This is a genomic window from Streptomyces sp. NPDC048197, assembly GCF_043202395.1.
GTDB classification, from domain to species: Bacteria; Actinomycetota; Actinomycetes; order Streptomycetales; family Streptomycetaceae; genus Streptomyces; species Streptomyces siderophoricus.
In genome coordinates this window covers 20,063-33,259 of record NZ_JBIDAJ010000046.1, presented here as the reverse complement: position 1 = coordinate 33,259, position 13,197 = coordinate 20,063, and the positions used below count along the sequence as shown (strand labels likewise).

Below are 13,197 nucleotides of genomic sequence, written 5' to 3'. Positions count from 1 at the left end.
TCATCCCTTTGTTGTCCCGGCCGTGAGGCCGGCGACGAGGTGGCGTTGGGCGAAGGCGAAGACGAGTGCGGCCGGAACGGCGATGATCACGGCGGCGGCGGTCATCGAGCCCCAGTCGTTGGTGTACTGGTTGACGAAGGTCTGCAGCCCGCCGGCGAGGGTGAGGTTCTCCTCGCCGGTCATGAAGGCGGAGGCGTAGGCGACTTCGGCCCAGGCGGTGACGAAGGTGTAGAAGCCGGTGACGGCGAGGCCGGGGCGGGCCAGCGGCAGGACGAGCCGCCAGAAGGTGCCGAAGGGGTTGAGGCCGTCGACCCGGCCGGATTCGTCGATCTCCACCGGGATGGTGTCGAAGAAGCCCTTCATCATCCAGGCGCAGAAGGGGACGGCGATGGTGAGGTAGGTGATGACCAGGCCCGCGGGCTGGTTCAGCAGGCCCAAGGTCGCCATGAGGTTGTAGAGCGGCACGATGAGCACCGCGACCGGGAACATCTGGGTGATCAGCAGCAGCCACATCAGCGGGCGCATGCCGGGGAAGCGGAAGCGGCTGACGGCGTATCCGGTGGTGGCGGCGATGAAGACGCCGAGGACGGTGGTCAGCCCGACGATCACCACGGAGTTCTTGAACCAGGTCAGGAACTCGGTGTCGGCCAGTACGTGGGTGTAGTTGGCGAGCGTGAAGTGGCTGACGAGGCTGGTGGAGAAGGCGTCGTTCTTCGGTTTGAAGGACGTCACCAGCAGCCAGAGGGGCGGGAAGACGGCGATCACGGCGGCGAGGGCCAGACCGGTGTGCAGTCCGGCGGACGCCAGGCGGGAGCGCTCGTTCCGCCGGTTGCGCGGTGTGCGGGTCATGGCGGTGGTCACCACACCTCTCCCTGCTTGCGCAGCGCCCGGCGGTAGACGACCGCGACGGCGGAGAGCAGCAGCAGGATCAGGACGCCCCAGGTCGCGGACTCGGAGAAGTTGCGCGGGCTGTCGACGAAGGAGAGCCGGTAGGCGTAGGTCACCAGGATCTCGGTGGCGTCGCCGGGGCCGCCCCGGGTCAGCAGGAAGATCACCGGGAACATGTTGAAGGTCCAGATGGTGGAGAGCAGGATCACGGTGCTGCTGACGGTGCGCAGTCCGGGCACGGTGATGTGCCGGAACCGCTGCCAGGCGTTGGCGCCGTCCATCTCCGCGGCCTCGTAGAGCTCGGCGGGGATGGAGGTCAGGCCGCCGAGCAGGGCGACGAGCATGAAGGGCACGCCGAGCCAGACGTTGACGGCGATGACCGAGAGCTTGGCCCAGGTGGGGTCGTTGAGCCAGGGCACGGCGTCGATGCCGCCGCCGGCCAGCAGCTTGTTGAGGATGCCGCTCTTCTCGTTGTAGAGCATCCGCCAGGTGAAGACGGAGATGAACGCGGGGATGGCCCAGGGCAGGATCAGCGCGAGGCGGTAGAAGGTGCGGCCGCGCAGCTTCCGGTTGAGCATGGTGGCCAGCGTCAGGCCGATGAGGAAGGTGAGGCCGACACAGGCGACGGTCCACAGGACGGTCCAGCCGAGGCGGTCCCAGAAGACGCCGTCGGAGAGCACCGCCTTGTAGTTGTCCAGGCCGGTGAACTTGTAGGTGGCGGGGATGTGGTTGACGCCGATGTTGCGCTCGACGTTGGCCTCGTTGGCGTCGGTGAGCGAGAGGAAGACGCCGCGGACCAGCGGGTAGCCGATGATCACCCCGATGACGAGTACGACCGGGGCGACCATCGTCCATGCGTACCAGTGGGTGCCGAAGGCCCGGCGCACCCGTACAGCAACGGTCACTTGTAGTCCTTGAGCAGCTTCCGGTAGGCGTCGCCGGTCGCCTTGGCGGCCTGCTCGGGCGTGGCTGCGCCGGTGAGCACCTTGTTCATCTGGACCTTGATGGGCTCGAAGAGGGAGTTGCCCTCGGCGATCCAGGGGCGCTGGACGGCGCCGTCGACGGCGGGCTTGAAGAACTTGACCATCTCGTTCTTCTTGACGGCCGGGATGTCGTAGACGGACCTGCGGGTGGGCAGCAGGCTGAGCTGCTCGGTGGTCTGCTGCTGGACCTTGGCGGAGCTCATGTACTTGACGAAGGCGTAGGCGGCGCGGAGGTTCTTGCTGCCGGCGTAGACGGAGAGGTTCCAGCCGCCCTGCGGGGAGCCCTGGGCGGCGCTGCCGGCGGGGACGGGGGCGACGCCGAGGTTCTTCTTGTCCTTGAAGGCCTTGCCGGCGCGGGCGCCCTCGATGTCCCAGGGGCCGTCGATGGCCATTGCGACGGTACCGTCCTTGAGGGCCTTGAGCTGGTTCTCCTGGCCGTCGGTGGCGTCGGTGATGGCGGCCTTGGAGTCGACCAGGTCCTTGAGGGTCTTGAACGCCTTGACGCCGGCGCCGTCGTCGATCTGGACGATCTTGTCGCGGGCGTCGACCATGTTGCCGCCCTCGCCGTAGAGGTAGGGCAGGAACCAGTAGGGGTCGTCACCGCGCAGGTAGAGGGCGGTGGCGCCGGTCTTGGCCTTGATCTTCTTGGCGGCGCCGGCCAGGTCGGCGAAGGACTTGGGGACCTCGACGCCGGCGTCCTTGAGGAGCTTCTTGTTGTAGAAGAGGCCCAGGGTGTCGATGACCTGGGGTGCGGCGTAGGTCTTGCCCTTGAACTTGGTGGAGCCGACGGCCTGCGGGAGGTAGTCGTCGGTCTTGTCGAGGGCGGGGGTGCCGTCGAGCGGGGCGAGGTAGCCGAGGTTGGCGAAGTCGGCGGTCCAGGCGACCTCGGTGCGCATCACGTCGGGAGCGCCGGAGTTGCCGCCGGCGGCGTTCTTGAACTTGGCGTTGGCGTCGCCGAAGGGGACGTTCACATAGGTGACGTGGACCTTGGGGTGTTCCTTCTGGAAACCCTCGGCAAGCTTGCGGTAGGTCGCCTTCTCGGCGTCGTTGGAGGTGTCCCAGAAGGTCACGGTTCCCGACAGTTCGCCGCCGCTGTCCGTGTTTCCTCCGCCGTCACCCCCGCCGCACGCCGTCGCCGCCAGTGCCAGGCCCGCTACCAGCGCGGTGGCTATCGCGCCCCGCATGCCACGCCGCATGTGAACTCCTTAGGGAAATGCCTCAGATGGCGGTCAGGAACGTAACAGCGCTGCAAACAAACCGAAAGACCTTGCGGCAAATTGCTGCAAGACTTGTGGAAGGGATTGCAACGCGATGTCCGGAAAGAGACCCTGGAGAGGCCTGCGGCACCGTCACCCGGCGACCGCCCGAGCGTTGACCCCGTGAAGGCAGACCCGCTGCCTCGCGGCCCCGCCTCTCATGACCCTTGACCTCGACAGGGACGGCAGATGACCCAGGAGCTCACTTCCCCCAGCCCCGCCCCCCAGATGCCCGGACCGGGCCGAGGTCCGGCGTGGTGGCGCGACGCCGTCATCTACCAGATCTACGTGCGCTCCTTCGCCGACAGCGACGGCGACGGCATCGGCGATCTGCGCGGGGCCCGCGCACGGCTGCCGTACCTCAAGGACCTCGGCGTGGACGCCGTCTGGCTCACCCCGTTCTACGCCTCGCCACAGGCCGACGGGGGCTACGACGTCGCCGACTACCGCGCCGTCGACCCGCTCTTCGGCAACCTCCAGGACGCCGACGACCTGATCCGCACCGCCCACGACCTCGGCCTGCGGGTGATCGTCGACGTCGTCCCCAACCACACCTCCGACCGGCACCCGTGGTTCCGCGACCCCGAGCTCGCCCGGCAGCGGTACGTCTTCCGCGCGGGCCGCGGCGCACACGGCGAACTCCCGCCCAACGACTGGGAGTCGGTCTTCGGCGGCCCGGCCTGGACCCGTACCGAGCGCGGCGACTGGTATCTGCACCTCTTCGCCCCGGAACAGCCCGATCTGGACTGGGACAACCCGGACGTGCACGCCGAATTCGAGGCCATCCTGCGCTTCTGGCTCGACCTCGGCGTGGACGGCTTCCGGGTCGACGTCGCCCACGGCATGGTCAAGGCGCCCGGCCTGCCCGACATCGGCCACGGCCAGCAGGCCAAGCTGATCGGCAACCAGGTCCTGCCGTTCTTCGACCAGGACGGCGTGCACACCATCCACCGCGCCTGGCGCCGACTGCTGGACGGATACGGCGAGGAGCACGGCAGGCAGGTGATCGGCGTCGCCGAGGCCTGGGCCCCCACCCCCGAACGCCTCGCCCTCTACGTCCGCCCCGACGAACTCCACCAGGCCTTCAACTTCCAGTTCCTGAACACCGCCTGGCGGGCCGACGCACTGCGCCGGGTCATCGACGCCTCGCTCGCCGCCACCACGTCGGTCGGCGCCCCCACGACCTGGGTACTCTCCAACCACGACGTGGTCCGGCACACCACCCGCCTCGGCGGCGGCCTCGCCCGGGCCCGCGCCGCCACCCTGCTGATGCTCGCCCTGCCCGGCTCCGCGTACCTCTACCAGGGCGAGGAACTGGGCCTGCCCGAGGTCACCGACCTGCCCGACGAGGCCCGGCAGGACCCCGCGTTCTTCCGCGGCCACGCCTCCGGGACGAGCGGCCAGGACGGCTTCCGGGACGGCTGCCGCGTCCCGCTCCCCTGGTCCGGCGAGACCCCGCCGTACGGCTTCGGGTCCGGCGGCAGCTGGCTGCCGCAACCCGCCGACTGGCGCGCCCTGACCGTCGCCGCCCAGACCGGCGACCCGTCCTCCACCCTGGAGCTCTACCGCACCGCGCTCGCCCTGCGCCGGGAGCTGCCGGGCCTGGGCGACGGCGAGATGAGCTGGCAGCCCGCCCCCGACGGGGTGCTCGCAATCGCCCGCCCCGGCGTGCTGTGCACCGTGAACACCCTCGGCCACGAGGTCGGGATCCCGCTGCCCGGCTCTCCACTGCTGTCCAGCGCCCCGGTGGCCATCGACGGCACGACGGCCGCACTGCCCGGTGACAGTTGCACCTGGTGGGCAACCCGGTGACAGCTGCACCCGGTGGGCAATCCGACAGCCGAACGGTAAGGTCCCATCCATGACCGCCCGGCTGGCCGACATCGCAGCGCAGGCGGGTGTCAGCGAGGCCACCGTCAGCCGGGTTCTCAACGGGAAGCCCGGTGTCTCCGCCACCACCCGCCAGTCCGTGCTGGCCGCACTCGACGTGCTGGGCTACGAACGCCCGGTACGGCTGCGGCAGCGCAGCGCGGGCCTGGTCGGGCTGATCACCCCCGAGCTGGAGAACCCGATCTTCCCGGCGTTCGCCCAGGTCATCGGGCAGGCACTGACCCGCCAGGGCTACACCCCGGTCCTCGCCACGCAGACCCCGGGCGGCTCCACGGAGGACGAGCTGACCGAGATGCTCGTCGACCGCGGGGTGGCCGGCATCATCTTCGTCTCCGGACTGCACGCCGACACCTCCGCCGACATGCAGCGCTACGAGCAGCTGCGCGGCCAGGGCGTGCCGTTCGTCCTGATCAACGGCTTCTCCGACAAGGTCCAGGCACCGTTCGTCTCCCCCGACGACCGCGCCGCGGTGGACCTGGCCGTCACCCACCTCGCCGCGCTGGGCCACCGGCGGATCGGGCTGGCACTCGGCCCCAAGCGCTTCGTGCCCGTCCAGCGCAAGATCGAGGGCTTCGTCCGCGCCATGCAGGAGCGACTGCAGATCGGCCCGGCCGAGGCGGAGCCGTACATCCAGCACTCCCTCTACACCCTGGAGGGCGGGCAGGCCGCGGCGAGCGCGCTGATCGAGCGGGGCGCGACCGCGATCGTCTGCGCCAGCGACATGATGGCGCTCGGCGCGATCCGGGCGGCCCGGCAGCGCGGGCTGGATGTACCGCGCGACATCTCCGTCGTCGGCTTCGACGACTCCCCGCTGATCGCCTTCACCGACCCTCCGCTGACCACGATCCGTCAGCCGGTGACGGCCATGGGCCAGGCGGCGGTGCGGGCACTGCTGGAGGAGGTCGGCGGCACCCCGGCCCCGCACAGCGAGTTCGTCTTCCACCCCGAGTTGGTGGTCCGCGGCTCGACCGCTTCGGTCCCGAAGACGACCCGCATCCCCAAGCCGCTGCGGGCCAACTGACGGCCCTGTCTCGGGCCTGGTCGGGTGGACGGTCTCGGGGCCTGGCCTGACAGACCGTCCATGGGTCCGCCCTGAGGCCTTCTCAGGGTCCGCCCCTGAGAACGGCGGGGCCGAGCATCCCCCTCAAGTGCCATACGACGGCTCGAATACCCGACCGAAGGATGATCGGCGACACACCCCTTTCTGGCAGACTGTCTGCCTATGGGTGATGCGCTGACGAGGACTCTGGACGGCCTGCCGACCACCCCGCCACCCAAGGGGGACCGAGCGGACCCGCCTGTGGAAGAGGGCCGACTGGCCCGCCTGCGTACCCCCCGCGCACCCCGGCTCTGGTTCGAGATCCTGCTGATCGCGGTCAGCTACTGGATCTACTCGATGATCCGCAACGCGGTCCCGGAGCAGAAGGCCAAGGCCCTGCGGAACGCGGACTGGATCTGGCAGGCCGAGCACTCCCTCGGCATCGCCGTCGAGCACACCGTCAACCATGCGGTGAACTCGGTGACCTGGCTGATCGTGTCGATGAACTACTACTACGCGACACTGCACTTCATCGTGACGATCGGGGTGCTGATCTGGCTCTACCGCTGGCACCCGGGCCGGTACGCCGCGGCCCGCCTGGCGCTCTTCGCCACCACCGGCGTCGCCCTGGTCGGCTACTACTTCTACCCGCTGGCGCCGCCCCGGCTGATGCCGGACGGCGGCTTCATCGACACCCTCATCGACCACGGCACCTGGGGCTCGATGGCGTCCGGCAACCTCGCCTCGATGTCCAACCAGTACGCGGCGATGCCGTCGATGCACATCGGCTGGTCGCTGTGGTGCGGCATCACGATCGCACTGCTCGCGAAGCCGCTGTGGGCCAAGGTGCTGGGGCTTCTCTACCCCAGCATGACGCTGCTGGTCATCGTCTCCACGGCCAACCACTTCTGGCTGGACGCGCTGGGGGGCGTCCTGTGCATGGCCTTCGGCCTCCTCATGGCCTGCCTCTGGTACGGCACCCTGCCTCACCGACTGGCCCGGCTCGTCCCGGCGCCCGTGGGCTGACCCCCACGCACTTGGCCGTCCCGCCGCGGTTGTTGCTCGCCGTTGCGCGCTTTGCGGCGCCCCGCACGTAGCTGTCTGTCCCGCCGCGGGGCTCGCTCGCCGTTGCGCGCTTTGCGGCGCCCCGCACGTGGCTGTCTGCGGCGCCGCGGGTGTTGTTCGCCGTTGCGCCTGCGGCGGGCTGGGTGGTTGTCGGGTGCGGTGACAGCCCTACAGACTTCGTCCTCCGGTCTGTCCCCTCCCGTTGGTGGGGAGGTTGGGAGGCCGGTGGGGGCGGGCGTCAGGAATATCTCCCCGTTCCGTTGGGTTGAGGCCCGCAAGGGGCGCTCGCGACCCCTACGGGTTCTGTTCGACCGTCCCCTACGGGTCCCCAAAACCCCTTGCACCCCCAACGCTCGCCCCCACCCACCGCATTCCCCTCCCCCAACGGGAGGGGACGGGCCGGAGGGGCCGGTGTTTGGGACGTAAAGCGAAGCAGTCCCAAACACCGGCCCCGGAGGCCCGTCACCGCACCCACCACAAACCCAGCCCGCCGCAGGCGCAACGGCGAGACCACCCGCGGCGCCGCAGACAACTACGTGCGGGGGCGCCGCAAAGCGCAACGGCGAGCAACCCCCGCGGCGCCGCAGACAAGTACGTGGGAAGCCCCGCTACCCCGTGTAGCCCATCCGGCGGGACAGTTCGACGGCCGCCTTCACGGACCGTTCGGCCAGCTCCGGCAGGAGCCCGCGTTCCATCCGGTACGCCGGGCCGGAGACGCCGATCGCGCCGATCACCGCGCCGTCGTGGGCCCGCACCGGTGCCGCGACCGCGTTCAGCCCGATCTCCAACTCCTCGCCGGTGCAGGCGAATCCGTCCTCCAGCGCGGCCGTCAGCTGGGCGCGCAGCGCGGCCGCGGTGGTGAGCGTGTGCGCGGTGAAGCGCGGCAGCTTGCGGGTCACCAGGCTCTCCCGGCGCTCCTGCGGCAGATGCGCCAGCAGCACCTTGCCGCTCGCGGTGGCGTGCAGCGGGGTGCGCCGGCCCAGCCAGTTGTAGGCGGTGACCGCGGCCGCGCCCCTGGCCTGCATGATGTTGACCGCGGCGTCGCCGTCCAGGACCGCGATGTTGGCGGTCTCCCCGGTGTCGTCGGCCAGTGCCCGGCACACCGGCTGGCCCTCCTGCGAGATGTCCAGCCGGATCGCCGCGGCGCCGGCCAGCCGCAGCACCCCGGACCCGAGGTAGTACTTGCCGCGCTCCTTCTCCTGCTCCACCAGCCCGCGGCCCTCCAGCACGCCGAGGATCCGGAAGGCGGTCGACTTGTGGACGCCCAGCTCCGCGGAGATCTCGGTCACCCCGGCCTCGCCGAGTCTGGCGAGGATCTCCAGCACGCTCACCGCACGGTCCACGGACTGGACGGAACCCGCCCCGCCGCGCCGCTCCTCGGACCGGTCGTCCGAGGTCCCGCTCGTATTCGACATGGGTCTTCGTTCACCACCCGGTGGCCCCCGAGGGGCCGTGTGAGGGCATCTTCCGGGAAGCCCTTGACGGCCCGCTCCACGCCTTGGATTCTGTTGCGCATCGCGCTCTGCGATGCGTTATTCAGAACACATGATACCGATCAGCGCGAGGGGGGCCAGATGATTGCCGTCTGCCGCATCGAGGACCTGCCCCAGGGCGAGTCCGTACGGATCGAGATCGACGAGACCACCCCGGCCATCGCGGTCTTCCACACCGAGGACGGCTTCTACGCCGTCGACGACACCTGCAGCCACCAGGACGCCTCGCTCTCCGAGGGCTGGGTCGAGGGCTGCTTCGTCGAATGCCCGCTGCACGCCGCGCTGTTCGACCTGCGCACCGGAGCCCCGACCTGTCTGCCGGCCCGCCGTCCGGTACGTACCCACGAGGTCGGCGTCATCGACGGGATGGTGCACGTCCGGCCCGCGGTCAGGGAAGAGGCGGTGGCCTAGCGGTCGACGGGATGGTCCATGGTCGGCCCGGGGTCAGGGAAGGGGCGGTGGCGTAGCGGTGATGTGAGGGCTCCGCCTGCCGGCCGGGCCGCAGGGGGCGCTCAGGCGGCCGCGCGGTCCGCCGGTGCCGGCCGCTCCCGCCGCTGACGGCGGCGCTCCTGCCGCCGCTCGCGCCGCAGCTCCCGGGCCGTACTGCTCGGCTGCGACTGCACACCGTGGCGCTGCACCCAGACCTGCCGGGTCACCCACACGTCCAGCACCGCCCAGGTGGCGACCACCGTGCCGGCGACCGTACCGAGCACCGCGGGGAACGCCAGCCAGGACCCCGCCAGCGTGCACAGGAACGCCACCATGGCCCCGATCAGGGTGATCGCCACGATGATCACGGCGCGCACCGCGGCGGTCCGTACCGGGTCCGCCATCCGGGGCCGTACCGCCGGCTCCTCCTGCCACAACGGCTCCCTGCCGGTGTCCATGACCGCGTCACACTCCCCGCATCCACCCCGCGCGTCCGCTCCTTGCCGAGTGCCCGGCTTCCACCGGAAGATTCCCCGCCGCCGGACCCGTCCACCCTCATGGTGCACGCACGGAAGCACCGCGGGGTTCCCGGGGGTAGAGCGAAACCGGCCAACCGTCCCACCGCGCCCTCCGGTGCCGGTGTGGGCTCGCGGCGCACAAATACGGGCGGGTTGTCCGGGAATCGGCGGACAACTCAGGACGACCCGGCCGCGGGCCGCGGCACCGGGGCCCGGAGAGCCCTTCGGGTTGGTCCCCCGACAGTAGTAGGCTCGCGCCGTTTGTTGACGGAACACCACCCCCGTGCGCCGGGGTTGACGTAGGGGAGGCCATGCGCTTTCGCGGGAAGTCGGTCCGTCGGAAGATCGTGGCGTTGCTGCTCGTACCGCTGGTGTCCCTGACGACGATGTGGGCGGTCACCACCTATGTCACCGGCCGTTCGGCCAACCAGCTGCTGGACGTCGGCAATGTCGTGAAGAACCTGGGCTACCCCGTCGAGGACGTCATCCAGGCCCTGCAGCACGAGCGCCGCCAGAGCCTGCTCTACCTCGCCGACCGCCGCGGCGCCACCGCGCTGAGCGAACTGCACGCCCGGACCCGGGTCACCGACGACCTGGTCGCCCGGCTGCGCGCCGACGCCGCCGGCCGCGACGTCCGCGAGGACCTCGAAGCCGGCGTCGGCGACCGGATGAACACCCTCCTCAAGGGCCTGTCCTCGCTCCGCTCGCTGCGCAACCAGGTCGAGGACAACACCGTCACCCGCGACGAGGCGATGGAGTCCTACGACGCCCTCGTCGACCCCGGTTACGACTTCCTCGCCGCGGTCCACGCCCTGGACAACGTCGAGATGGACAAGCAGGGCCGCGCCCTGGTCAACGTCACCCGCGCCCGCGAGGCGCTGGCCCGCGAGGACGCCCTGATGTCCGCGGTGCTGGCCTCCGGCAGCATGAGCCGGCGCGATGTGCGCGAGCTGTCCGACCGGATCGCCGAGCGCCGGGTCCTCTACGGCACCAACCTGCCCCTGCTGCCCGCCCGGGACCGCGGCCTCTACGGGGACTACTGGCGCTCCGCCACCGCCCGCGAACTCACCTCCTACGAGGACCGGGTGATCGCCGCCGGCGACCGGGGCGGGCCGGACGCGGTCAACGCCGAACGCTGGAACACCACCGCCGAGAAGGTGCTCGGCGACCTCGCCAGGATGGGCAAGGAGGCCGGCGACCGCTACCAGGAGCGGGTCGCGCCGGCCGCCACCAGCATCGTGCTCAAGGCCGTCGCCGCCGGCGTCCTCGGCTTCGTCGCCCTGCTGGTCTCGGTCATCGTCTCCTTCCGCATCGGCCGCCGGCACGTGCGGGACCTGACCCGGCTGCGCAAGACCGCCCACGAGGTGTCCGGCGTACGGCTGCCGAGCGTGATGCGCCGGCTGGCCGCCGGGGAACAGGTCGACGTGGAGACCGAGGCGCCCCGGCTCGAATTCGGCCCGGACGAAACCGGTCAGGTCGGACAGGCGCTCAACACCCTCCAGCGGGCCGCCATCGAGGCCGCCGTCAAACAGGCCGAGATGCGCCGCGGGGTCTCCGAGGTGTTCGTCAACCTCGCCCGCCGCAGCCAGGTGCTGCTGCACCGCCAGCTGACGCTGCTGGACGCCATGGAGCGGCGCACCGAGGACACCGACGAGCTCGCCGACCTCTTCCGGCTCGACCACCTCACCACCCGTATGCGACGGCACGCCGAGGGGCTGGTCATCCTCTCCGGCGCGGCGCCCTCCCGGCAGTGGCGCAAACCGATCCAGCTGATGGACGTGGTGCGCGCGGCGGTCGCCGAGGTGGAGGACTACGAGCGCATCGAGGTGCGCCGGCTGCCCCGGCTCGCGGTGGACGGCCCGGCCGTCTCCGACCTCACCCACCTGATAGCCGAACTCCTGGAGAACGCCACCGTCTTCTCGCCGCCGCACACCGCCGTCCAGGTGCTCGGCGAGCGCGTCGCCAACGGCTACGCCCTGGAGATCCACGACCGCGGTCTGGGCATGCCCCCCGACCAGCTGCTGGAGGCCAACCTCCGGCTCGCCGAGACCCCCGAGTTCGAGCTGTCCGACACCGACCGGCTCGGCCTGTTCGTGGTCAGCCGGCTCGCCCAGCGCCAGGACGTACGGGTCACCCTGCAGCCCTCGCCGTACGGCGGCACCACGGCCGTGGTCTTCCTCCCCGGCGCGATCCTCACGGAGACCGGCGACGCGGGCGCCGGCCGGGAGGGCGGCGGGCCGGCCGCCGGACCGCTGACCGGCGTCCCGGTGGACGACGAACTCGACCACGCGGCGGGGAAGTTGGCCGCCCTCTCGCAGGTGCCGGTGCCGCTCCCCCCGAGGGAGGGGCGGGGCGTCGTCGACGGACCGGTCGAACTGGAACCGCCGCTGCGACCGGACGAGCTCGGCCCGCTCGACGACGAGGACGCCCTGTTCGGCGGCCCGCGCCGGGGCCGGGACCGCGGACCGCGCGCCGGCATCGCCCCCGTACCGCCGGTCCCCGACGGCGAGCAGCACCAGCAGACCCGCGACCAGGCGCCCGGTGGCGGGCTCGCCCCGCTGCCGCGCCGCCACCGCCCGCCGGTGCTGGTCTCCGACCACGGCCGTACGGTCGACGACCGGGACCGGGACCGGGCCGGGGAGCGGGACCGGGAGCGCGAGGAGCACGCGGTCGAGGACCGGGACCGGCACCGCGACCGGGGCCTGGGCCGGGACGAGCGCCCCGCCGCCCGGGGCTCCGCCGAGGGCCCGGCGGACGTCCCCGCGGACGGCCCCGCCGCAGCCCCGCCCTGCGAGGACCCCCCGGCCGGCCCCGCCACCACGCCCACCGGGCTGCCCCGACGGGTCCGGCAGGCCAGCCTCGCCCCGCAGCTCAAGGCCGACGGGGGCGGCCGGCCCGGCCCGGAGCGGCCGGCCACGCCGTCCGCGGACGACGACCGCGACGCCGAGGCGGTGCGCGCCCGGATGGCCTCGCTCCAGCGCGGCTGGCAGCGCGGCCGCCGTCACAACGGTGAGGAGGACGAGACCCGCGCGGACGGCACACCCCCGGACGCGCACGAACCCGGCGGTCCACCGGCCGCCGCGGACACCACAGATCCGGATGCCCCGGACGGCGCCACGCAGGACGGCACCGCCCCGGGCACCACAGCACCACCAGGAACCACATCGGGAGGGGACGGTCCATGACCGAACCGCAGGCAGCAGCGTTCACCACACCGGGCTCGGCGAAGGGATCCGGCGAGCTGAACTGGCTCCTGGACGACCTGGTCGAGCGGGTCGGCGCGATCCGCAAGGCACTCGTCCTCTCCAGCGACGGGCTCGCCACCGGCGCCTCCAAGGACCTCACGCGGGAGGACGGCGAGCACCTGGCCGCGGTCGCCTCCGGCTTCCACAGCCTGGCCAAGGGCGTCGGCCGGCACTTCGGCGCCGGAGGGGTCCGGCAGACCATGGTCGAACTGGACGAGGCGTTCCTGTTCGTCAGCGCGGCCGGCGACGGCAGCTGTCTGGCCGTGCTGGCCGACGCGGACTCCGACGTCGGGCTGATCGCCTACGAGATGACCCTGCTGGTCAAGCGCGTGGGTACGCACCTGGGCACCGCGCCCCGGTCCGGTCCGGCCAGCTGAGCCAGACGACGGTG

General features: G+C 71.5%; 11 protein-coding genes. 6 read left to right on the top strand and 5 right to left on the bottom strand.

All coding sequences use genetic code 11. The features are described 5' to 3' along the window. From ACGF4C_RS35485 to ACGF4C_RS35475, 3 genes are read right to left on the bottom strand one after another with little or no spacing between them, the layout of a single operon-like run. Complete coding sequence (locus ACGF4C_RS35485; protein WP_393572216.1) at positions 1-849, bottom strand: sugar ABC transporter permease; 849 nt, start codon at positions 847-849, stop codon at positions 1-3. Positions 850-857: 8 nt separating this feature from the next. Next, positions 858-1,736, bottom strand: coding sequence for a carbohydrate ABC transporter permease (locus ACGF4C_RS35480; RefSeq protein WP_393572214.1), 879 nt, complete (start codon positions 1,734-1,736; stop codon positions 858-860). Between the two features lie 53 nt (positions 1,737-1,789). Further along, entirely contained in the window at positions 1,790-3,067 is a 1,278-nt protein-coding gene (locus ACGF4C_RS35475; protein WP_393572178.1) for an extracellular solute-binding protein, read from the bottom strand. A gap of 249 nt (positions 3,068-3,316) precedes the next feature. Here ACGF4C_RS35475 and ACGF4C_RS35470 point away from each other — a divergent pair, with 249 nt between their 5' ends. The 3 genes from ACGF4C_RS35470 to ACGF4C_RS35460 all read left to right on the top strand — a co-directional run bounded on the left by ACGF4C_RS35470 (position 3,317) and on the right by ACGF4C_RS35460 (position 7,082). Beyond that, the gene (locus tag ACGF4C_RS35470; RefSeq protein WP_393572176.1) at positions 3,317-4,939 is read left to right on the top strand and encodes an alpha-amylase family glycosyl hydrolase; all 1,623 of its coding nucleotides are present in this window, start codon (positions 3,317-3,319) and stop codon (positions 4,937-4,939) included. A gap of 49 nt (positions 4,940-4,988) precedes the next feature. Continuing rightward, complete coding sequence (locus ACGF4C_RS35465) at positions 4,989-6,038, top strand: LacI family DNA-binding transcriptional regulator (RefSeq protein ID WP_393572174.1); 1,050 nt, start codon at positions 4,989-4,991, stop codon at positions 6,036-6,038. A gap of 201 nt (positions 6,039-6,239) precedes the next feature. Beyond that, complete coding sequence (locus tag ACGF4C_RS35460; RefSeq protein ID WP_393572172.1) at positions 6,240-7,082, top strand: phosphatase PAP2 family protein; 843 nt, start codon at positions 6,240-6,242, stop codon at positions 7,080-7,082. 647 nt (positions 7,083-7,729) lie between these two features. Here the strand turns inward: ACGF4C_RS35460 and ACGF4C_RS35455 are convergent. Beyond that, positions 7,730-8,536: an IclR family transcriptional regulator gene (locus ACGF4C_RS35455; RefSeq protein ID WP_393572170.1), complete on the bottom strand. Its 807-nt coding sequence runs from the start codon at positions 8,534-8,536 to the stop codon at positions 7,730-7,732. Between the two features lie 159 nt (positions 8,537-8,695). Between ACGF4C_RS35455 and ACGF4C_RS35450 the strand changes: the two genes are divergently transcribed. Beyond that, the gene (locus tag ACGF4C_RS35450; RefSeq protein WP_393572168.1) at positions 8,696-9,025 is read left to right on the top strand and encodes a bifunctional 3-phenylpropionate/cinnamic acid dioxygenase ferredoxin subunit; all 330 of its coding nucleotides are present in this window, start codon (positions 8,696-8,698) and stop codon (positions 9,023-9,025) included. Between the two features lie 101 nt (positions 9,026-9,126). Here the strand turns inward: ACGF4C_RS35450 and ACGF4C_RS35445 are convergent, their stop codons facing one another. Next, entirely contained in the window at positions 9,127-9,609 is a 483-nt protein-coding gene (locus tag ACGF4C_RS35445; RefSeq protein WP_393572166.1) for a hypothetical protein, read from the bottom strand. Between the two features lie 263 nt (positions 9,610-9,872). Between ACGF4C_RS35445 and ACGF4C_RS35440 the strand changes: the two genes are divergently transcribed. Then, positions 9,873-12,746 carry a nitrate- and nitrite sensing domain-containing protein gene (locus ACGF4C_RS35440; protein ID WP_393572164.1) on the top strand — a complete coding sequence of 958 codons (2,874 nt, stop codon included), beginning with the start codon at positions 9,873-9,875 and terminating at the stop codon, positions 12,744-12,746. Continuing rightward, entirely contained in the window at positions 12,743-13,183 is a 441-nt protein-coding gene (locus ACGF4C_RS35435) for a roadblock/LC7 domain-containing protein (protein ID WP_030813977.1), read from the top strand. The genes ACGF4C_RS35440 and ACGF4C_RS35435 overlap by 4 nt, the downstream gene beginning before the upstream one ends. Positions 13,184-13,197 lie beyond the last annotated feature (14 nt).